19 protein-coding genes and 1 tRNA gene are annotated in these 20,701 nt (G+C 41.5%); 12 read left to right on the top strand and 8 right to left on the bottom strand.

The annotated features are described in order from the left end of the window. Positions 1-15: 15 nt before the first annotated feature. Positions 16-112, bottom strand: a tRNA-Sec gene (locus AUO94_RS17225). Between the two features lie 161 nt (positions 113-273). Between AUO94_RS17225 and selB the strand changes: the two genes are divergently transcribed. Continuing rightward, positions 274-2,178 carry a selenocysteine-specific translation elongation factor gene (gene selB / locus AUO94_RS04520; protein WP_058386950.1) on the top strand — a complete coding sequence of 635 codons (1,905 nt, stop codon included), beginning with the start codon at positions 274-276 and terminating at the stop codon, positions 2,176-2,178. Next, the gene (gene selA, locus AUO94_RS04515; RefSeq protein WP_058386102.1) at positions 2,175-3,578 is read left to right on the top strand and encodes an L-seryl-tRNA(Sec) selenium transferase; all 1,404 of its coding nucleotides are present in this window, start codon (positions 2,175-2,177) and stop codon (positions 3,576-3,578) included. The genes selB and selA overlap by 4 nt, the downstream gene beginning before the upstream one ends. A gap of 137 nt (positions 3,579-3,715) precedes the next feature. Here the strand turns inward: selA and AUO94_RS04510 are convergent, their stop codons facing one another. After that, positions 3,716-4,246 (bottom strand): hypothetical protein, encoded by a 531-nt coding sequence (locus AUO94_RS04510; RefSeq protein WP_058386101.1) that lies wholly within the window; start codon positions 4,244-4,246, stop codon positions 3,716-3,718. 280 nt (positions 4,247-4,526) lie between these two features. Here AUO94_RS04510 and AUO94_RS04505 point away from each other — a divergent pair, with 280 nt between their 5' ends. Beyond that, positions 4,527-5,816, top strand: a complete 1,290-nt coding sequence (locus AUO94_RS04505; RefSeq protein ID WP_058386100.1) for an MFS transporter — start codon at positions 4,527-4,529, stop codon at positions 5,814-5,816. Positions 5,817-6,039: 223 nt separating this feature from the next. Here AUO94_RS04505 and AUO94_RS04500 read toward each other — a convergent pair whose 3' ends face one another. Next, positions 6,040-6,756 carry a 3-ketoacyl-ACP reductase gene (locus AUO94_RS04500; RefSeq protein ID WP_058386099.1) on the bottom strand — a complete coding sequence of 239 codons (717 nt, stop codon included), beginning with the start codon at positions 6,754-6,756 and terminating at the stop codon, positions 6,040-6,042. A 140-nt stretch (positions 6,757-6,896) separates the two neighbouring features. Further along, positions 6,897-7,817: a cysteine synthase A gene (gene cysK, locus AUO94_RS04495; protein WP_058386098.1), complete on the bottom strand. Its 921-nt coding sequence runs from the start codon at positions 7,815-7,817 to the stop codon at positions 6,897-6,899. A gap of 164 nt (positions 7,818-7,981) precedes the next feature. Between cysK and AUO94_RS04490 the strand changes: the two genes are divergently transcribed. Both AUO94_RS04490 and AUO94_RS04485 read left to right on the top strand, forming a co-directional pair. Beyond that, positions 7,982-8,875 carry a sulfurtransferase gene (locus tag AUO94_RS04490; protein WP_058386097.1) on the top strand — a complete coding sequence of 298 codons (894 nt, stop codon included), beginning with the start codon at positions 7,982-7,984 and terminating at the stop codon, positions 8,873-8,875. A 305-nt stretch (positions 8,876-9,180) separates the two neighbouring features. Continuing rightward, positions 9,181-10,281, top strand: coding sequence for an AbrB family transcriptional regulator (locus AUO94_RS04485; RefSeq protein WP_237150174.1), 1,101 nt, complete (start codon positions 9,181-9,183; stop codon positions 10,279-10,281). An 88-nt stretch (positions 10,282-10,369) separates the two neighbouring features. On the opposite strand, the gene AUO94_RS04480 is transcribed toward AUO94_RS04485, so the two are convergent. Continuing rightward, positions 10,370-11,290 carry a PhzF family phenazine biosynthesis protein gene (locus tag AUO94_RS04480; RefSeq protein ID WP_058386096.1) on the bottom strand — a complete coding sequence of 307 codons (921 nt, stop codon included), beginning with the start codon at positions 11,288-11,290 and terminating at the stop codon, positions 10,370-10,372. A 136-nt stretch (positions 11,291-11,426) separates the two neighbouring features. Between AUO94_RS04480 and AUO94_RS04475 the strand changes: the two genes are divergently transcribed. From AUO94_RS04475 to AUO94_RS04455, 5 genes are all read left to right on the top strand, one after another. Beyond that, complete coding sequence (locus AUO94_RS04475; RefSeq protein ID WP_058386095.1) at positions 11,427-12,083, top strand: potassium channel family protein; 657 nt, start codon at positions 11,427-11,429, stop codon at positions 12,081-12,083. 134 nt (positions 12,084-12,217) lie between these two features. Continuing rightward, a complete protein-coding gene (locus tag AUO94_RS04470) occupies positions 12,218-12,895 on the top strand; it encodes an RNase H family protein (protein WP_058386094.1) in 678 nt (225 codons plus the stop codon). A 293-nt stretch (positions 12,896-13,188) separates the two neighbouring features. Then, positions 13,189-13,986 carry a DUF4397 domain-containing protein gene (locus AUO94_RS04465; protein ID WP_058386093.1) on the top strand — a complete coding sequence of 266 codons (798 nt, stop codon included), beginning with the start codon at positions 13,189-13,191 and terminating at the stop codon, positions 13,984-13,986. After that, positions 13,937-14,599: a class F sortase gene (locus AUO94_RS04460; RefSeq protein ID WP_237150173.1), complete on the top strand. Its 663-nt coding sequence runs from the start codon at positions 13,937-13,939 to the stop codon at positions 14,597-14,599. Before AUO94_RS04465 ends, AUO94_RS04460 begins: the two co-directional genes overlap by 50 nt. A 281-nt stretch (positions 14,600-14,880) precedes the next feature. After that, the gene (locus AUO94_RS04455) at positions 14,881-15,708 is read left to right on the top strand and encodes an undecaprenyl-diphosphate phosphatase (protein ID WP_058386092.1); all 828 of its coding nucleotides are present in this window, start codon (positions 14,881-14,883) and stop codon (positions 15,706-15,708) included. Positions 15,709-15,750: 42 nt separating this feature from the next. On the opposite strand, the gene AUO94_RS04450 is transcribed toward AUO94_RS04455, so the two are convergent. Continuing rightward, a complete protein-coding gene (locus tag AUO94_RS04450) occupies positions 15,751-16,632 on the bottom strand; it encodes a LysR family transcriptional regulator (RefSeq protein WP_058386091.1) in 882 nt (293 codons plus the stop codon). Between the two features lie 186 nt (positions 16,633-16,818). Here AUO94_RS04450 and AUO94_RS04445 point away from each other — a divergent pair, with 186 nt between their 5' ends. Continuing rightward, a complete protein-coding gene (locus tag AUO94_RS04445; protein ID WP_058386090.1) occupies positions 16,819-18,138 on the top strand; it encodes a GntP family permease in 1,320 nt (439 codons plus the stop codon). A gap of 24 nt (positions 18,139-18,162) precedes the next feature. Next, positions 18,163-18,939 carry a 3-hydroxybutyrate dehydrogenase gene (locus AUO94_RS04440; RefSeq protein ID WP_058386947.1) on the top strand — a complete coding sequence of 259 codons (777 nt, stop codon included), beginning with the start codon at positions 18,163-18,165 and terminating at the stop codon, positions 18,937-18,939. 71 nt (positions 18,940-19,010) lie between these two features. On the opposite strand, the gene AUO94_RS04435 is transcribed toward AUO94_RS04440, so the two are convergent. Then, entirely contained in the window at positions 19,011-19,784 is a 774-nt protein-coding gene (locus AUO94_RS04435) for an alpha/beta fold hydrolase (protein WP_058386089.1), read from the bottom strand. Between the two features lie 288 nt (positions 19,785-20,072). Next, positions 20,073-20,624: a TVP38/TMEM64 family protein gene (locus AUO94_RS04430; RefSeq protein WP_058386088.1), complete on the bottom strand. Its 552-nt coding sequence runs from the start codon at positions 20,622-20,624 to the stop codon at positions 20,073-20,075. Between the last annotated feature and the right edge of the window lie 77 nt (positions 20,625-20,701).

Here is a 20,701-nt window from a genome sequence, read left to right as displayed (position 1 = left end):
GCTTTTCTATGTATTTGGCGGGATTGTATGGGAATCGAACCCACCGAGCCTGACACGCAGGCCCCTCAGGGTTTTGAAGACCCAGGAGGACACCAGTCACCCATCCAACCCCAAAGTTCGTAATGGTGAACCTGTACAAGTTTATACCGAAAAAAAGATCTTCGCAAGAAAGGCGCTTAGTGAGAATCGGTGAAAGCGGTGCTCAGGCTTGAAACAGCCCTTCTTGAAGACTAAAGTAAAGAGAACAGCGATAAGAGAAGGCGTGTGAAAAAAATGGAAGAACGTTATTATACAATCGGCATGGCAGGACATATTGATCACGGCAAAACCACTTTGACAAAAGCATTGACTAACGTAGAAACAGATCGATTAAAAGAAGAAAAAGAACGTGGGATCTCTATCGAACTGGGCTACGCACCTTTAAATTTAGAAATGGGTGTTGCTATTTCGATTGTCGATGTACCAGGACATGAACGGTTTGTTCGGCAGATGATTGCCGGGGTTGCGGGAATTGATTTAGTTGTTTTGGTTGTAGCGGCAGATGAAGGCATCATGCCGCAAACCGAAGAGCATTTGGAAATTCTGCAGTTTTTAGGCGTGGAACATTGCATCGTGGCGATTTCGAAAATCGATCGTGTCGATGAAATTATGCTCGAATTGGTCATGGATGATGTTAAAGAACGGCTGTCAGAAACCATTTTTCGTGACGCACCGTATGTTGCGCTCGATAGTTTATCGGGAATCGGAATAGACGAATTAAAGCAAACGATTTTAACGAAACTGAAAGCAATCGATTTTCGTGACGCTTATGGTTCATTTCGTTTACCAATTGATCAAGTGTTTTCAGTCCAAGGTCAAGGCACTGTCGTCAGAGGAACCGTATACGAGGGGGTTGTCCAGAAATCCTCGCAGCTTCGTCTTTTACCAGAAGGGATTTCTGTGAAAGCGAGACAAATTCAAGTGCATCACGAAGAACGTCAGCAGGCGCGTGCAGGGCAGCGAACGGCGATTAATTTAGGCGGCATGGATCAGACAGCTGTAAAACGCGGAGATGTACTTGTCGATTCAGAACATTTTCTCGTGACAGATACGATCGATATTGCATTGCAAGTGATTGGTCGAAAGTTCGCACCACTTAAACAGCGGACGGCTGTCAGGCTTCACGTCGGAACCTCTGAAGTGATGGGTAAAATCGTCTTTTTTGACCGTAACGAACTGACGCAAACACCAAACGAAGTATTGTGCCAAATTCGGTTAGAAGAAAAAATAGTCGTGCGTCGAGGAGATCGTTTTGTATTGCGGCGCCCGAGTCCCGTTGAGACCATTGGTGGCGGCTGGGTCATACAACCAAATGGTGGGAAATACCGCTTTGGCGACGAGACAATCGAGATGCTTCGTCACCACCAGCAAGGAACACCGAAAGATTTAGTCGTAGATGCCTTAAGTAAATACTTATTGCTCGACGAGAAAAGCCTCATGCAACACACTTCATTAAACGAAAACACATTGGCGGAAATCTTAGAACAAGGAGTAGAATCGGATAGTTGGTTAGAAATTCCTCGCCAAGGCTATAGTTTGACCAAAACGTTTATCAAGATAAAAGATGAATTGCTCGACAGGTTGCAGCAGTATCACGAAGATTTTTCAATGCGTATGGGTATGAGCAAGGCCGAACTAATTCAGTCAGTGAGCACAAGCTATCCTAAACCATTACTGGAATTTAGTTTAAATTTATTGGTTGAACAAAATGAACTAAAGCGATTCGAACAGTTTGTAGCTCTACCTCTTTTTAACCCACATCTACCACAAAAATGGCGCGTCCGAATGGAGCAGGTTATTAGTTCGCTAGAGCAAGATGCTTTTCAAGCGAAGAAATGGCAAGACTATTTTTTAGGTACACCCTTACCGAAGATGGAAATTGCTGAACTCACTGCCCATTTGATTGGAAGTAATCAAGTTTATCGTTTGAGAGAAGATACATTGATTCACCATACTGCTTTCGATGACGCATTAAATCAACTGCGGCATCAAACAGACACTTGTTTTGATTTAAAGCAGGCCAAAGAAGTGCTAGATTTATCGAGAAAGTACATGATCCCGTTTCTCGAATTACTTGATGAACTTCATTATACGAAACGATCAGAAGATCAGCGTTATTGGACGGAGGATAAACGATGAAACAGTATTTGCGACTACTTCCAGCGGTTCATGAATTACAGAAAGACCCACGATTTGAAACGCTAAAAAAGAAATTTGATCTCCACGAAACGCAGTTGACTGAATTTCTACAACAAGAAGTGGGCAGTTTGCGAAAAAGCTTGTTAGCAGAAGAGACTCTAATCGAAAAAGCAACTCCAGATTTCACTGGACAGATTTTCAAGTCTGCGGAACTTCACATACAAATATGGCAAGAAGACCGATTAGAAAGAGTAATTAACGGAACCGGGACCGTGCTGCATACGAATTTAGGACGGTCACGACTGAGCGATGCGGCCATTGCTCACGTAGTAAGAACAGCAGAGAATTACTCGAATTTGGAATATCAATTAGTAGCAGGAAAGCGAGGATCGCGCCATCAGATTATCGAAGATTTGGTAGTCCAAGCTACAGGCGCGGAAGCTGCGATGGTGGTGAACAATAATGCTGCAGCGGTATTTCTCATTTTAAGTGCGCTAGCAAAAAAACAGGAAGTGATTGTTTCCCGGGGACAATTGGTCGAGATCGGAGGTTCGTTCCGTGTGTCTTCCATTATGGAAGAAAGCGGGGCTCGACTAGTTGAAGTGGGAACTACCAATAAAACCCATTTAGTTGATTATGAACAGGCCATAACAGAAGAAACCGCTATGATGATGAAAGTCCACACGAGTAATTTCAAAATGATTGGATTTACAGAAACAGTAGAGACTGCTAAGCTCGTTGAACTTACTGGCAAACATCAACATGTTATCTTTTATGAAGATTTGGGGAGCGGTGCGCTTTATGATTTTAAACAACATGGTATTGGAGATGAACCGCTTGTTCGGGAAGTAATTGAAAGTGGCGTAGATCTTGTGTCTTTTAGTGGCGATAAATTATTAGGTGGACCACAAGCGGGATTAATTGCCGGTAAAAAAGAGTTGGTCGAGCGATTGAAAAAGCACCAATTGGCGCGTGTCTTAAGAGTCGATAAAATGACTCTTGCCGCAATGGAAGAAACCTTAAAAAGCTATTTAGCGGGGGCAGAGAAAATTGCTGAACTTCCCACCATCCGTGATATCATTCGCCCAGCAGAAGACATTAAAGTTCAAGCGCAATTATTTATCCGTAATTTACAGTCAAAGTCTAGTAACTATCACAGTGAACTTCAAGAAAGTACATCTCAAATAGGCGGAGGCACTATGCCAGGAGTAGAAATTCCGACGTATATTGCGGCTATAACACATAAACGGTTAAGTGCAGCGCAATTGTCGCTTTGCCTGAGAAAAGTAAAACCAGCCATCGTGTCGCGAATTCAAGAAGACCAGGTATGTATTGATTTCCGGACTATCAACTTTTCTGAGCTAGACGATTTATTGGCAGGGTTTGTCGCTTGCCAATAAATACAGTGAACTGGCTCGTGACACTAGAAATCGGTGCTAAGCTTAGCGAACATCAATCGAAAATGCACCTTTACTAATGTAAAGATGAACAAAAGGAGTCGGCGACTAGCTGACTCCTTTCATCTATCGGCAATCATCTATTCAAGTAGGAGTCGTTCCTCATAATCGATAACAAGATCAGGAAGAATAGAAGGTGTGACGTTGTCCCAAATCAGTTGTTCACGTGTTTTTTTATCTAGTCGGAAAGACAAGACACTTTGATAATCTACCTCGTTTTGTTCGTTTCCAATAGGATACAACCATGAAAAGGACATATCTTCGAGTTGGTCGATTTCGGGTAGAGAGTCAAGTATCGCGATGGTTTGTGTTAACATTTTCTGTTTGGTTGAAATGACGGTAAGTTCTTTATCAGCATTTATGGAAATCTCGACATTCCAGCCTGTTGAACTGTGGGAAACTGATAGATTAGAAATGCGTTTCTTATTCATATTACTAGTTGCTCCCGTTTGGTCAATAATGATTTCCTGCAATGCGTTTTTTACGTTTGTTGCGTCTTGAGAGTTCGCTTTTAGTAGCCATCCACCGGTAGCGAGGAGAGCAGCTATTGTTAATAACAGCCAAGGTAAAGCAGCAAATCGCCAAAACTTCTGTTTATGTATTTTAGTCATTGTCTTGACCCCCTTAGGTCAGTCATGCTTTTAGTATAAAGGAAAACTAGTTTTTTTAGAAAAAACTACGTGTAGATTTATAGCCAAAAGTCCCCTAATTTAAAGGACTTTGAAAATAACAGGGACATTAAATTGCGGAAAAGCTCTTTATTTCAAAAGACCATGGCTGGTAGATAAAAAAGCGTTATACTGAAAAAAGATTCGAATTATTTCTTACGTGCAGTTCTATCATTCTTTAAAAAGTCAAAAGAATATACTTGTTTTGAAACGAGGGAATAGTATGAAGCAATACGAAAATCACCAGGCAATGCTTCAAGACTATATCGATTCACCAGAAAAGGTTAGAGGGCTGTATCGACGAACACTGTGGGTTGTTGTAATGGCACAGGTTTTTGGAGGAGCTGGACTAGCGGCTGGTGTGACGGTTGGTGCACTTCTAGCACAGGACATGCTCGGTACAGACCGATTTGCAGGTCTTCCAGTAGCCCTGTTTACACTGGGGTCAGCGGCAGCAGCTCTTATTATTGGAAGGCTTTCGCAGCGTTTTAGTCGACGAACCGGTTTGGCAACAGGCTTCCTTGCGGGTGCAATCGGTGCAATTGGTGTTGTTATGGCTGCTTTATCGGATAATGTCTTTCTGCTGTTTGCGTCGTTGTTAATTTATGGAGCAGGAACGGCTACAAATTTGCAAGCACGTTATGCAGGCACAGATTTGGCAACTGTGAAGCAACGAGGGACTGCAATTAGTATTGCTTTGGTTTCAACGACTTTCGGTGCATTTGCCGGGCCAAATCTAATTGGTGTAATGGGCAGATTTGCTGAATCCATTAACGTTCCAGCTTTAGCAGGTCCTTTTATTTTAGCTGCTGTGGCATTTAGTTTAGCTGGCATCGTATTAGTCATTTTCTTGAGACCGGATCCTTTGCTAGTATCAAAAGCGATAACGGAGCACCAGCGAAATTTTAAAGCGAGTTTAGTAGACACGGAGTCGGTAGGTTCTGCCATTAATAAAAAAGGAGTCGTACTAGGAGCGACTGTCATGGTGCTGACACAGTTGATTATGTTTGCAATCATGACAATGACGCCCATTCATATGGGTCATTATGGACATAATCTTGGAGACATCGGGTTAGTCATTAGCATTCATATAGCTGCCATGTATTTACCATCGCTTGTCACCGGTATCCTTGTCGATAAATTGGGTCGAATTATCATGACAGTAGCTTCAGGAGTGACGTTCATGGCTGCGGGAATCGTTGCGGCCTTAGCGCCAAGTGATTCTTTATGGGTGCTGATTGTCGCACTGGCTTTACTGGGTCTCGGCTGGAACTTTGGGTTGATCAGTGGCACTACACTCATTGTTGACTCAACCCATCCATCGACACGCGCAAAAACACAAGGTACTGTAGATGTATTAGTTGCGCTAGCAGGAGCAACAGGCGGCGGGCTTTCGGGACTGGTCATGGCGCAGTCAAGTTATGCCGTCATGTCTTTAGGAGGCGGATTTCTTGCACTGGCAATGATTCCAGTTGTTTTTTGGTCGATGAAGACAGTAAAAGTGGATAATTGAACAGCTCTGAGAAAGGTTGTTTTTCAGTGCTCATGCAAAATGGCAGGAGGTTATTTTCTTTTTGGCTTCGCTAAGTTACGTAGTCAAAAGGCTCTGTTGATCAATCCGCATGAACGGTATACTATTTTTACACTTAACGTTAGTAAAAGGGATAATTTTAGCTGTCATTTAAAAGAGCTCCGTTCACAATTTTGTGAACGGAGCTCTTTATACTAGGTTGAGTTTAAGGATTAGTCGACCAAAGTCCAGCCGATTTTAATAATACGCGTGGGTGTAGTTTTAACTGAGCAACCATCATTTCAGCCAAATCTTCTGGCTGCATCACTTTATCAGGATTGCCATCGGTTAAGTTTTCACCAATCGCTAAGTCAGTTGCAACTGTACTCGGTGTTAGTGCACTGACACGGATATTGTGTTTTCTTACTTCGAGCATTAACGATTCTGTTAATCCCATGACACCAAACTTCGACGCGCTGTAAGCACTTGTTACCGGCGCACCTTTTTGACCAGCTGTTGATGAAATATTAATAATGTCACCTGATTGACGCTCGATCATTTGCGGCAAGACAGCGCGTGTTACATAATACACACCCATCAAGTTGGTGTCGATAATGGCTTTAAATTCTTCAGGTGATAGATCAAGGAAGTTACCGAATTTCCCAATACCTGCATTATTAATTAAAATATCAATCGAGCCAAGTTCAGCCAAAACGTGTTCAACTGCTGCATTGACTGAATCTTGATCGGCAACATCAGCCACTGCAAAAACAGTTTTCACACCGTATTGCTCGAGTTCCGCAACAACTTTTTCCAAGTTTTCAGCAGTGCGACCTACAAGTCCAACGTTTATACCTTCTGCTGCAAAAGCAATAGCTGTAGAACGGCCGATCCCTCGTCCTGCTCCTGTAATTAACGCATTTTTTCCTGTTAAGTTTTGCATATGGATAGCTCCTTTTTATATAAAATCAATTTCCTATACCAGTGTAGCAAAGTCTAGTTGGAAATCCTAAATAGAGAACTCAGGAATAAAATAGAAACAAAAAACCAGCAGGCGACAAGCCTGCTGGTAGTGATTATCTTTTATTCATCAAATAAATTCATACTTAAGTAACGTTCACCGGTATCGGGTGCGATGCATAATACTTTTTTGCCGCTACCGAGGCGCTTCGCAAGTTCAATCGCTGCATAAATTGTCGCGCCTGCAGAGGGTCCGACAAAAATACCTTCTTCACGAGCAACTCGTTTAAAGATGTCAATCGCATCTTCATCTTGGATTGCCATGATTTCATCGTAGATTTTAGTATTTAAGATGCTCGGAATAAATCCAGGGCTCGTGCCTACTAATTTATGCTTGCCAGGTTTTCCACCAGACAAAACTGGAGATCCTTTCGGTTCCACGACTGCGATGTACAGCTCTGGCAGATGCTCTTTTAATGTTTCACCAGTCCCTGTAATAGTACCGCCAGTGCCAGCAGATGCTACAAAGGCATCCAGTTTCCCGTTCATTTGTTCCAAGATTTCTAGCGCTGTCGTTGTCCGGTGGATATCAGGATTTGCTTTGTTTTCGAATTGTTGCGGGATAAAACTATTTGGAATCTCCTTTTGCAGCTCAAGTGCTCTGCCGATAGCGCCAGGCATCTTTTCGTCACTTGGTGTGAGGACAACTTCAGAACCGTATGCTTTCAATAAATTGATTCGCTCTTTTGTTGCGTTGTCCGGCAGTACCAAGATAGAGCGATAGCCTCGTGCAGCAGCAACCATGGCTAAGCCAATACCGGTATTGCCACTTGTTGGCTCGATAATGGTTGCGCCTTCTGTTAATAACCCATCTTCCTCGGCCATTTTGATCATATTATAGGCAGCACGGTCTTTGACACTTTTCGATGGATTAAACATTTCCAATTTAACGTAGACGTCCGCTGCACCTTCTGGCACTATACGATTTAGTTTTACGACAGGCGTATCGCCAATCAATTCGGTAATATTATTGTAGAGTTTCACGTAGATAACAACCTTTCTTAGTTTAAAAAATCAACACGCGGATTTTGTGGAAATAAACGGCATCTTTCAATTGACGGCGTACAACCTAGCTATTATTGTACTAGTATAACGCATATTTGTTAATCATATTGGATTTGTCGGCTTAAGAAAGGGATGTTAAAGAAATGGAAAAAATACCTTTAGTAGTTAGTACAGAATGGCTAGAACAGCGATTAGATGATCCGAAGTTACGAATTATAGATGCGACGGCCTTTATGGATATTCCAAGAGATGGAGGCCAAACTTCGATTTTGTCAGGCAAACCATCCTATGAACAAGGGCATATTAGTGGAGCAGTTCATATTGATTTATTAAACGAATTGTCAGATCCTGAATCGTCGTTACCGTTTACAGTGCCTCCACGCGATTATTTTTGCAAAAAGATGACTGAACTGGGCATAGGTGACGGCACTTATACCGTTATCTACGATCAAGGGGCATTGGTGGAAAATCCAGTTGTCGCTGCTTATTGGGCTTCACGGCTAGCGTGGCAAATGCACTATGAAGGCTACGAAAATATCGCGATTTTAGATGGAGGACTGCCTAAATGGAAACAAGAAGGGCGTCCATTAACGACAGTTCCCGGGAATTACCCATCGACTGTTTGTACTGGACAGCGTCGTACCGAGCTGCTTGCGAGCAAAGAAGACGTTAAACGTGCGATGAACGATGACAATGTCATTCTCATCAACAGCTTGTCACCTGAAGATTTTAAAGGAACAACAGATGCCTATCCCAGAAAAGGGCATATTCCGAGCAGCGTCAATGTCTTTTTTGGTGATCATGCCGATCAACAGACACAAAAAATGCATGCCGATGCCGCACTGCGTCAACCATTTGAAAAAATAGGAGCGTTAGATCTAGATAAAAAAGTCATCACCTACTGCGGTGGCGGACTTGCGGCAACGTGGACCGCTTTGATACTTAATACACTCGGTCAAACAAACGTCGCTGTTTACGACGGGTCGTTAAATGAATGGATAAGTGATCCAACGTGTCCTTTAGTGATGGGAAATTGAAAGACCGGGCTGATGTCCATTGCGACAGACGCTTTCCGCGAGTAGAGCCTCAGCCGGTTGCACTACTGTAATCTCGAAAAACACACATCGAGTTCGAGATTGTGGGACGAGATTCAGAAAAACAGACGGAGAAAAAGAGCTTCTTTTTCTCCGTCTGTTTTATTTTAGAGGGTTATGGGAAAGCCTCATCTATTCGACTTTCAAGGACGTTTAAGGTTTTATGTAGCATAACGACAAAGTAAATCACTCAGTAATGCTATCTAACAGATATGTGATGATTTTATATTAAGACCTGAAAAGCTATAATGAATACAGCAGCTGTGAATGTTAAGAAAGAAGATGATCAAATGGTGATTTATCCAATGATGAAAACATTTCTAATTGGCTTAGCCGGTGCTGGGATTTTTATAATGGTTGGAGCACCCATGCCTTGGTTGCTAGGTCCGTTATTCGCTGTCTTATTCATGCAATTGTTTACGCCACTGCAGCTGAAATGGCATCCTCGCTTTCGCAATAGTGGATTGGTAATTGCAGGATACGTCATCGGCTTTGCTTTTACTGTGGAAGCGCTGCAAGGAATGAAAGAATATTTTCTGGCAATGGTCGTAATCAATTTAGCGTTTTTTATTCTTTTTTTATTTATCAGTTCATTAATGGCTTCTCAGACGAAAGTTGATCGGGCAACGGCGATGACGTGTTGTGTGCCGGGTGGATTGTCGCAGATTGTCACTTTTACAGAAGAACAGAAAACAATTGATTTGACAGCCGTAACGTTTTATCACGTCCTACGCGTGTTGCTCATTGTCGCCATTGTGCCATTTATTGTTGCTGACGGTGGATCTTCACATGTTGAAAAATTAGGGCAGGGAAACTATTCGCTGTCATTGCTGATGTTACTAGCGCTTTGTTATGGCGCTGGAATGATCGCACAAAAAATAAACGTACCGACAGCTTTTTTGTTGGGACCTGTTTTTTTTATTATGTTGCTTAACTTGACTGGTGTGGTAGTTCCGGTCATGCCAAGTTCTTTTTTGCATATCGCGCAATTGTTTATTGGCATCTATATCGGCTTATTATTGCAAAAGAAAGATTTGAAATTAACTAAGCGCATGGTCTTCTACTCTTTTTTTTCAAGCAGTGTACTGATTGCTTTTGCTTTTATCGTGAGCCTAGTGTTGCAGAAGTTATACGGGTTAAGCTTTTCGACTAGTTTTTTAAGTGTAGTGCCGGGTGGACTTGACCAGATGGGGATTATTGCCGCATCCGTGGATGCAGACGTCACAGTAGTGACAGCTTTTCAGCTATTCCGGATTTTGGTTGTCTCAACATTGATTGTGCCGTTTGTTAAAATTATTGCTAAACGCGGTGAACAACAGGAAAACTTGTATGCAAAAAATACAAAATAAACAACAACTATAAGTTAAAGCTAGTTGTTGTTTATTTCGCAGCTAGATTCTCTTTCATGATTCAGAAGTCGACAGCTCTTTTTGAAAATTAGGGAATGTAAAGTTCACCTCGTCCGACGACGACAGCAGTGCCACCAATTTTAACTTCTTGGTATGTTTCGTTGTTCTTAGTGATAGTGATATCGATAAAACTAGGTCTTCCCATTTCTATTCCTTGTTCACTGCGTATAAAAAAATGGCCTTCATCACCAGTGTCAATAACACCGTGTTCAACTAAAAATGCACCCAGTGGACCACAAGCAGCACCAGTTGCTGGATCTTCTGAAATGCCCATAGCAGGGGCAAACATTCGACAGTGGACTGTTGAGTCATCGTGTTCGGTTTCTGTTGTGAAGGTGAAGACGTGTTGGCGATTGGAATCCCCACTAAAGTGGCGTTCCCAAACATCGGTTCGGAAATTTATTTCTCTCATGGCGGCGAGGGAACGAAGGGGTACGAACAGGAAGGGAATACCGGACGAAACGGTCTGGATAGGAAAGCGTGTATCTAATTCTCCTTTTGGCAATGACAGCAAGTCTGCAACCAAAGCTTGTCTTTCAAATATTTCTCCGAAAACTGGGAGAGGTTGAATCATTTCTACTGTTGTTATTTGCTCTCCTTCTTTGCGGACGGTCACCGCGATATCGGTAAGCTCTTCTTCGATAATCCATTCATTCATTCCGTCGTGTAAAGGTAACATGTTTAGGTAGGCCATAACAAAAGCTGTTCCGATCGTAGGATGACCCGCTATCGGTAATTCTACTTGGGGTGTGAAAATCCGTAAACTTAGCTGGTGTTGTGGTTTGCGGGGAGGACAGATAAAAGCAGTTTCCGATAAATTCAGTTCGTTAGCAATCCGCTGCATGATTTTCGTGTCTAAGCTGGAACCATCATGAAAAACGGCTAATTGATTGCCACTAAAAAATTGTGCAGTAAACACGTCGACTAATGTATAGGTTAACGTTTGCATAGTAATCCTCCTTTTCTGAATAATTCTACTTATTAGTTTATTTTTATCAGTTATCCATCAAAAAGTCCAATGTCTTCGATTGCAAACAATTCGTTTTGGGAATAAAGTAGCTATATGAGAGAAAAGAGGGAAGCCTGTGAAAAAACAGATTGTGGTCGTCGGATTAGGTCGCTTTGGAAGCAGTGTCTGTAAAGAGCTACATAGCATGGGACATGAAATTATGGCGATAGATACAGACCCAGAAAAAGTGAATGCCTTAAGAGAGTATGCAGCTTTTACCGTAATTGCAGATGCTACTGATGAAAATCAACTGAAATCGTTAGGCGTACGGAATTTTGAACATGCCATCGTAGCTATCGGAGATAATCTTCAAGCAAGTGTGCTATGCACTTTGATGTTAAAAGAACTTGGCTTGCCGAAAGTGTGGGTAAAAGCACGTGACCTCCAGCATGAGAAAATTCTTCACAAAGTCGGAGCAGATCGTGTCATTCAGCCGGAAAAAGAAATGGGAATCCGGGTGGCGCATCACGTCGATTCGGATAAAATTATCGACTACATCGATTTGTCCCACGATTACAGCATCATCGAGCTAGTAGCTTCTGGTAAGATGGCCAATAAAACATTGATTGACTTAAACATTCGCAAAGAATTCAATTGTATTGTATTGGCGATAAAAAAAGAGGAAGATGTTAATATCGCACCAGCAATTGACGATATGGTGGAACAAGACGATGTATTAATTGTCATGGGACATAAAAATGATTTAAAGCGTTTAGAAGAGAAAGCATTATAAAGACAGCCGGGCTCCGCAATGGAGGCGGCTTTTTTGCTGCTTAAGTAGTCGTTTAGTGAGGTTGCTGAATGGGAATCGTGTGTACAAGAGAAGTTGAGCAAGTAGACTAGTTTACAGAGAATGGAGGACGACGGATGGAGCTGCGGATAGAGTGGACGCATAAAACGCCTAAAGGCCCAGAAGTGAATTTCTTTTCAGAAGAACTACCAGCAGCAGCCGCGATTTTAGTAGCCAAAGATCTGGAGCAAACAGGTCGAGCTAAAAATCTTCGTTTTGTAGATCGTTTTGACAGTAGCTGGACGTTAAAAGAAGTGAACGCATACTTAAAAGAAATAGAAACAGAACCGCATAGTGTCATTGTTTATTTTGATGGAGGTCATGAACGTATTTCAAGAAGTGCCGGTCTTGGTTGTGTGATTTACTATGAGCAACATGGCAAATCGTATCGCCTTCGGACAAATACCAAATTGGATCAGCTAACTTCAAATAACGAAGCGGAATATGCAGCGTTGTATTTTTGTCTGCAGCAATTGGAACAGCTAGAAGTCCACCATCAACTCGTTCGCATTGTCAGCGATTCTCGCATTGTCAGCGATTCTCGCATTGTCATAAACGGCATGACCAATGAATGGCTCGTAACAGAAAAACAATTACAGCTTTGGATAGAACGAAGTAGAGTAAAAATAAACGAGCTGGGCATTCAAACTGATTACCAATTAATACCGCGCAAAGAGAATTCAGAAGCAGATAAACTAGCTACGCAAGCGTTGAGCGGTGTAGCTATTGCAGCTTTAATTGAAATTACAAGTTAAGTTCGCTATGTGTAAGCGAAAAGAAATGGACAGGGTCATGCAACTCTGTCCATTTTTTTATAGGGAAAATGTTATTGTGTGTAAGCTAGTCATGCAGGAAGGTTATACAGAGAAAAAGTGAGAAAATATGGAATATTTTTAGGGTAAGCTACTAGTTATGTAGATGATGGATAGTACTATTAGTTTAAAAAACAGAATAATCTGATTTTAATGTTGTAAAAACAACAGAAATAGGTTATAAATAAGTTGTACAATAATTGTGCAAAAACTACACATGTGAAGGAGAGGAAAAAATGAAGAAAATTTTAGTTTCATTTTCAGTTGCTATGGCACTTGTATTCTCACTGCTCGCTGCTGGTGTTTTAGCAGATAGTGACACTGCTAAAGTCAGAGTGGTTCACGCTTCACCAGATGCACCTGCTGTTGATGTGTATGTTAATGGTGATTTAACGCTCGAAAATGTACCATTTAAGACAGATTCAGGCTACCTAGAAGTGCCAGCCGGTATACATGATGTAGAAGTTTTTGCAAACGGAACGGAATATGCAGCGGGTGAAGGCGTATTGCAGGCAGACCTTACCGTCGAAGCAGGCAAAGCCTATACGGTTGCTGCAGCAAACTTGCTGGAATCTATTGAATTTGTAGTTGCTGAAGATTCAATGGAAGTAACAGAAGGGAAAACAAAAGTACGCGTTGGACACTTGTCTCCAGACGCTCCAGCAGTTGATGTTGGTGTAATTGGTGGAGATGCTTTGTTCAGTGGAGCAGAATTCCCTGGAATTACAGCTTATGCTGAATTGGATGCCGGTACTTATGACTTGGAAATCCGTTTACCAGATGGCACACAAGTGTTGCCACTCGAAGGCACGGAGTTAGCTGCAAACACTGTTTATAGTGTCTTTGCAGTAAACACGGTTGATTCATTGGAAGTAATTGCGCTTGTTGATTATGAAGCAGCTGGATCACCGGACGGCATGCCAACTACAGGTCTTGGTACGCCTAATCAATCTCAGGCTACTTGGTTGTTGCTAGGAGGAGCCCTTGTTCTTATCGGAGCTAGTACGCTTATATGGAAAAAACGGTTTCAATAAAGAGCTCCTGGTAGTTCTAACTCTTTTGTTGTTAGCGGGTTGTCAGCAACCGGAGGATGAAGTAAGTGTCCGCTCAGAAAGCGTAGGATTTACGCTCGATGAACCGGCTACAGTCGATGTCCAACAGACGGCTCCAACTCAAAATCCGATTAATGGGTTAAAGCGAACAGGTATTGAGCCCAGTTCATTAAAAATTCCTTCTATTGATGTGCAAGCAGAAGTCCAACACCTGGGGATAACAGAGAATGGTGAAATGGCAGTGCCGGATAATATCGAAGATGTCAGTTGGTTTTCTCCAGGATACCAACCTGGTCAAAACGGTCGCGCTGTAATTGCCGGTCATGTCGATGGTATTGACGGTCCTGCAATTTTCTGGGATCTTTCTCAGCTTCAGTTAGGGGACGAAGTGGTAGTTGAAGGGAAAGACAAAACGCTGATATTCAAAATTCATACGATGGAGTCTGTCGCGCTTGATTTGGCGGATGTCTCGAATGTTTTTGGCTATACTTCTTCTCCTGAATTGGTGCTGATTACTTGTTCAGGAACTTACGATTTTGATCGAGGAACACGAGAAGAACGTTTGATTGTCTACGCAAGTCTTGTAGAAGAATAACTGGAAAGACGTTGTAATGTGCTAATAAGAGCATATCACAATGTCTTTTTAGTTTGAACTACGTGTGCATCTCGTTTTTTATTGGAATAGATGCAACCTTTTTCTGAGTACAGCGTTCTATAGTAATTGAACAAAAGTCTGTATGTTCTTTCTTAATCTTTGGCAGTACAAATGCTTTAAAAAGAAAGTCAAAATGACAAAAATTCAGCAACTCATACGCCTTTATTAACCGTATAATAGATACAGCATTTATTTTATTACAGAAAGCAGGATTCGTTTACATGGAATGGTTTGACTTGTTAAAGGCATTAATATTAGGGTTTGTTGAAGGGATGACAGAATTTGCTCCTGTTTCTTCCACAGGTCATTTAATCATCGTTGATGACATGTGGTTAAAATCACAGGAGTTTTTAGGGAAATACCCAGCGAATACATTTAAAATTGTTATTCAGCTAGGATCAATACTGGCAGTTGTTGTGGTCTTTTGGAAACGTCTATTCAGTTTAGTAGGCCTTTATAAAATAGAGGGTCAACAAGCAAGCTCGAGCTTCAATTTACTACACGTTATTATTGGCATGCTGCCAGCAGTGATTTTCGGATTTGCTTTTAAGGATTTAATCGATGATCACTTGTTTGGTGTTGAGACCGTCATCTATGCACTAGTTGCCGGAGCCATCTTGATGATTGTTGCAGACAAGTTCGGACCTAAAAAGCCAACAGTCAATTCTTTAGATGACATTACCTATTTTCAAGCATTGAAAATAGGCCTCGTGCAATGCTTATCGCTGTGGCCGGGATTCTCTCGCTCTGGTGCCACAATTTCAGGTGGTGTGTTGTTTGGGTTAAATCACCGAGTTGCGGCGGACTTCACGTTCATCATGGCTGTTCCGATTATGTTTGGGGCGAGCCTTGTATCGGTACTGAAAAACTGGGATACGTTATCGATGGATTATTTATCCTTTTACGTCGTCGGCTTCGTATCTGCTTTCGTCTTTGCGTTAATTTCCATTCGTTTCTTCTTAAAACTGATTTCTCGCATAAAGCTTATGCCGTTTGCTATTTACCGATTGGTCTTGGCTGCAGTGTTGGCGATTATTGTTTTCTTATAATAAGCAAAAAAGGAGCTTCCAAGTGGAGGCTCCTTTTTTGTATCAAACAATCGGTAACTTTTCTACTAAAGAAATAAACTCGCGCGATACATAAGGGACATAGCGATTTTTTGCTAAAATAATGCCCAGTCTCCAAGGAAAAGTATGAGTCAGTGAAATCATTTTAAATGGACCATCTTTAACGCGGTCGCAAATCAATTTGGGCATTAACGTAACACCTAAGTTTTTTTCTACCATTCCGACAATAAAATCCCATTGCGAACTTTCATAGGCAATTTTGGGCGTGAATCCTTCACTTATACAAAATTCAATCGTTCGGCTGTTCAAAGTAAATTCTTTGCTAAGGAGCAAAAATGGATCATCTTTAAAACGAATCAAATCAATAACATCGTGACAGGCAAGAGGATGTGATTCGTGAACGAGCAATTTAATTTCTTGGTCAACAAAGGGGACGACATCGAATTTTTCTTGATCAACTGGCAGCATAACAAATCCCAAATCAACTTCGCCTTCGTATACTTTTCTCTCTACTGTTTTGGCACCATCTTCTGCAAGAATGACAGTGACGTCGGGATAAGCGTGTTGAAATTCGGCGATGATGGTCGGAAAGAATAACGTACTAATAACTGGTGGAAGACCAATTTTCACTTTGCCTTTTTTCAAATTCATGACATCGTACAGAGAAGCCGATAAATCATCAATACTGTGAATGATTTTCTGAGCTTGTTCATAAACAACAACGCCTGCGTCAGTTAAATTGATTTGACGGGCTGACCGATCGAACAACATAACTTCCATTTCGTCCTCCAGGTTTTTTACCATTTTACTCAAAGTTGGCTGTGTCACGTGAAGAGTAAGTGCAGCTTTTGTAAAACTTCGATGTTTGGCAACTTCAACGAAATACGTTAATTGACGAATATCCATACTATTCTCCTCTACTTATAACTAATTATTATAGAACTTATAGTAATTATTCATTTTACCTATCTTGAAGAGAGTTGTACACTAATAAAAGCAAACAGCTCTAAATTTTCAGAAATTTAAATCGCTTTTTGAAAACAAGTAAGTAAGCGTTTTCATTTGGTAAGTAAAAGAAAAGGGGGATTTTAAATGTTGAGTATGATTGGAATGGTTGGTGGACTGGTACTTCTTATTGTTTTAACGATGAGAGGTATGAACTTATTGATTGCGGGTCCATTATCCGCATTATTTGTAGCACTTTTCAGCGGACTGCCATTATTTCCGCAATTGGTAGGAGAAGGAGAAGCAAACCTATTAACAAATTATATGACTAGTTTTTCTGGATTTATCACTGCTTGGTTCCCGATGTTCCTACTCGGTGCAATTTTTGGTAAAGTAATGGAAGATAGTGGAGCTGCTGATAGCGTCTCAAGATGGTTAGTTGGGAAATTTGGTTTATCGAAAGCTGTACTTGCAATTGTTATCGCCTGTGCTGTCTTGACCTATGGGGGAGTGAGTTTGTTCGTTGTTGCGTTCTCGGTTTTTCCAATGGCGCTTAGCTTGTTCAAACAAGCCGATCTTCCACGTCGCTTTATTCCTGCAGCTTTAGCTTTGGGCTCAGTAACATTCACAATGACGTCTGCGGGTTCACCTGAAATTCAAAACTGGATTCCGATTGAATACTTAAAGACGAGCCCGTATGCAGGGTGGGAAGTTAGTATTTTAGTCGCTGTCTTTATGGCCGTGTTTGGTTACTGGTGGTTAAAACGCATGATTAGTAAAGCTGTTAAGAAAGGCGAGCGTTTTGAAGCTCGTTCAACAGATCCAGTTGTTAAGAATCGAGAATTGCCGAACCCGATTATGGGCTTAATCCCATTAGTTGTCGTTCTTGGAATCTCCTTTATTTTCCATGATTCATTAAAAACATCTGCGTTGATTATCGCTTTACTAGGCGGCGTTTTGACAACGTATTTATTGAACCGTAAGTATTTTTCTAATCTAGGCAAAGCTTTATCAGATGGAACAATCGGTGCATTAATTGCAATCGGTAATACGGCGGCTGTCGTTGGTTTTGGTGGTGTTGCCAAATCTGTCCCAGCGTTCCAAGTAGCAGTAGATGCGATGACAAGTATTCCCGGAAGCCCATTAATCGGTGGGGCGATCGCTGTCAGCGTCATTGCTGGACTAACTGGATCCGCTTCAGGTGGGCAAGTTATCGCCTTGCCACTTCTTGCGCCACATTATATCGACATGGGTGTTAATACAGAAGCGCTTCACCGAACAATTGCTATTTCATCAGGAGCACTTGATTCATTACCTCACAACGGGTACGTCGTTACAACGATTCGAGGGATTTGTGGCGAAACACATCAAGCCGCTTATGGACCTGTTGGTGCTGTGACAGTCATTGTTCCGTTACTAGGACTTGCCATTGCCATCATTTTATTTTCACTAGGACTTGGAATTTAACAACAGCTACGGAGGGAACAAATGATGATAGACAATAAAGTAGTATTGATAACAGGCGCCGCTAGTGGAATAGGTTATGAAATCAGCTCAGACTTTGCACAAGCTGGAGCAAAAATTGTGTTATCGGATATTGATGAGCATGCAGTACAAAAAGCAGCAGAAACTTTGAGAGCCAAAGGGATGGATTGCCTCGGCATCAAATGCGATGTAACAAATGAAGAAGATATTAAAAATGTTATTGAACAAACAGTTGCTCATTATGGCTCACTTGATGTTCTTATCAATAATGCTGGAATGCAATACATCTCACCGATTGAAGAATTTCCAACAGAGAAGTATGAATTATTGATTCGGATTATGTTAATTGCACCGTTTATCGCGACAAAGCACGCTTTCCCAATTATGAAAAAACAAGGTTCTGGGCGCATCATTAATATGGCATCCATCAATGGACTTGTTGGTTTTGCAGGAAAAGCTGCATACAATAGTGCCAAGCACGGCGTCATTGGCTTGACGAAAGTTGCAGCACTTGAAGGCGCTGAGCATGGCATTACCGTAAATGCCATGTGTCCAGGCTACGTCGACACGCCACTTGTCCGAAATCAGATGAACGATTTAGCAAAAACGCGTCAAGTGCCAGTTGAAAAAGTATTTGAAGAAGTGCTATATCCTTTAATTCCTCAAAAGCGTCTACTGGCGGTAAAAGAAGTATCAGATTATACGATGTTCTTAGCTAGTGACAAAGCGTCAGGTATTACGGGACAAGCCGTTGTGCTAGATGGTGGCTATACCGCTCAATAAACTAAACCCGTTCAGCATAATAGGTGCCGAACGGGTTTTTCTTGTCGTTTTATAGACGTAGCTAGGGCAGATTAGTCAAGAAAGTTTTCAATAATTCCAAGGAAAAGTTTGGGTTGCTCCACATTTGGTGCATGTCCAGAACGTTTAAATTCCATAAAAGTAGCATCGGGAATGGCAATTGCTGTTTCGCGTCCTTTATCAGGCGGGTTTAATCCGTCGAATTTGCCGCTAATGATCAATGTCTCGGCAGAAATTTGGGGAAGTTGTTGACGAAAGTCGAATTTCTTTAAAGCATCCGCTGCAATAGCTTGCTCTTTCATAGTCAATTGACGGCTTTTTTGAGCCGTTTTTTTGAGCCATTCATCAATCCGATTTTGGTTGTGGTAGATATAGCTAGAGGAAGTCTTGAATTTTTCAAGAATGCTCAAACCGTCAAACTCCTCAGGATAACGATCAAAAAGCTCAGTCATAGAGGATTGTTCGCCGTAAGATTTAGTCGCAACTAGTACAAGCTTTGCAACTTTTTTCGGTTGTTGAGCTGCAATTCCCTGTGCAATATAACTGCCCATCGATACACCAATCACATGAACCGCATCAAGTGTGAGATGAGCAAGAAGAGCAAGGGCATCGTCTATATGATCTTGCAATGTGTATTGTTCAAGACGGCTGGAATTGCCGTGTCCGCGTGAATCCAATGCAATAACGCGGTGTTCATTTTTGAAAAAGTCCATTTCGCGATAAAACATCGCTGAATTGCTTGTCAGTCCATGAAGCAAGAGAAGCGGTTGTCCTTCTCCGATATCTTCGTAAAATAATTCGATTCCGTTGTGGGTGAAAACGGGCATAATCATTCTCCTTTATCAATCATCTATGACATGTAATACCCTGTAATTAAGAAAATTAAAAGCACAACTTAAAGTTGTGCTTCAGTTTGTAGACGAAAGAATCATTATAAGTCGGCAGAGAATGAACATTCTTTTCATCTTGTTTATATCGGATTTAGCGCTCCAGGCGGTCGCTTTCTGCGGGCTTGCGCTACGAATCTTAGCGTGTCGCAATTACCAAGCATATTAAGATTTTGTCTACAAAAAGTGAATAACAGTGTACTGTGTTTCTTCTACGTACTGTTTTAGTCAATCAGACTGTGGACGAGAATTATGCCATTTTTCAATAAAGCTGAATACCGCTGCAAGCAATATAAACATACTTGCGGTTACATACCAAGGAAACTCTGAAATAGACTGGCCAAATGCGGTGTAAAGAATGGCAGGTGCAATTAAACCAAGAGCAGAAATAGCCATGTATTCCTTAAGTGATTTGGTCATTTCCATCAAGTACCAAGATAATAAATGAAAATGAACAAAAGGCATAATCCGCAGAATCATCACTTGAGCAACAGACAAAGTGCGATTGGGAAATATCTTATCTTTCAACTTTCTCATTTTTTCTTGGAATTTCGGGAATTTATTAATTAATACGTAAGATACCCAACTCATTAATGTTAAGCCGATAAACGACAAAAGAGCTCCTTCAAAAAATCCGAAAAGGTAGCCTCCAGCAATACAAACAGCGATAACCGGTAGGAATAACAGTGGCCGTAATAAATGCAAAAGTATAAAAAGAAGCGGTGCCAACCAACCGACGTTATCCATGAATGTTTCGAGGGATTGATCGAATTGCTCCATACGATCCCAACCTCTCTAATTATGTTTACTAATAAGGTAGGATAATCTAAAAAGACTGTAAAAGCAAGGAGTTTTTT

The organism is Planococcus kocurii (genome assembly GCF_001465835.2).
GTDB lineage: Bacteria > Bacillota > Bacilli > Bacillales_A > Planococcaceae > Planococcus > Planococcus kocurii.
The sequence above is the reverse complement of the archived record's forward strand: the minus strand, read 5'-3'. Positions and strand labels throughout refer to the sequence as shown.

What these genes read in the sequence shown, in the direction of transcription:
- selB (WP_058386950.1), top strand. Translation starts at nt 274, where the DNA reads ATGGAAGAACGTTATTATACAATCGGCATGGCAGGACATATTGATCAC.
- selA (WP_058386102.1), top strand. Translation starts at nt 2,175, where the DNA reads ATGAAACAGTATTTGCGACTACTTCCAGCGGTTCATGAATTACAGAAA.
- AUO94_RS04510 (WP_058386101.1), bottom strand. Translation starts at nt 4,246, where the DNA reads ATGACTAAAATACATAAACAGAAGTTTTGGCGATTTGCTGCTTTACCT.
- AUO94_RS04505 (WP_058386100.1), top strand. Translation starts at nt 4,527, where the DNA reads ATGAAGCAATACGAAAATCACCAGGCAATGCTTCAAGACTATATCGAT.
- AUO94_RS04500 (WP_058386099.1), bottom strand. Translation starts at nt 6,756, where the DNA reads ATGCAAAACTTAACAGGAAAAAATGCGTTAATTACAGGAGCAGGACGA.
- AUO94_RS04490 (WP_058386097.1), top strand. Translation starts at nt 7,982, where the DNA reads ATGGAAAAAATACCTTTAGTAGTTAGTACAGAATGGCTAGAACAGCGA.
- AUO94_RS04485 (WP_237150174.1), top strand. Translation starts at nt 9,181, where the DNA reads ATGAATACAGCAGCTGTGAATGTTAAGAAAGAAGATGATCAAATGGTG.
- AUO94_RS04480 (WP_058386096.1), bottom strand. Translation starts at nt 11,290, where the DNA reads ATGCAAACGTTAACCTATACATTAGTCGACGTGTTTACTGCACAATTT.
- AUO94_RS04470 (WP_058386094.1), top strand. Translation starts at nt 12,218, where the DNA reads ATGGAGCTGCGGATAGAGTGGACGCATAAAACGCCTAAAGGCCCAGAA.
- AUO94_RS04465 (WP_058386093.1), top strand. Translation starts at nt 13,189, where the DNA reads ATGAAGAAAATTTTAGTTTCATTTTCAGTTGCTATGGCACTTGTATTC.
- AUO94_RS04455 (WP_058386092.1), top strand. Translation starts at nt 14,881, where the DNA reads ATGGAATGGTTTGACTTGTTAAAGGCATTAATATTAGGGTTTGTTGAA.
- AUO94_RS04450 (WP_058386091.1), bottom strand. Translation starts at nt 16,632, where the DNA reads ATGGATATTCGTCAATTAACGTATTTCGTTGAAGTTGCCAAACATCGA.
- AUO94_RS04445 (WP_058386090.1), top strand. Translation starts at nt 16,819, where the DNA reads ATGTTGAGTATGATTGGAATGGTTGGTGGACTGGTACTTCTTATTGTT.
- AUO94_RS04440 (WP_058386947.1), top strand. Translation starts at nt 18,163, where the DNA reads ATGATAGACAATAAAGTAGTATTGATAACAGGCGCCGCTAGTGGAATA.
- AUO94_RS04435 (WP_058386089.1), bottom strand. Translation starts at nt 19,784, where the DNA reads ATGCCCGTTTTCACCCACAACGGAATCGAATTATTTTACGAAGATATC.
- AUO94_RS04430 (WP_058386088.1), bottom strand. Translation starts at nt 20,624, where the DNA reads ATGGAGCAATTCGATCAATCCCTCGAAACATTCATGGATAACGTCGGT.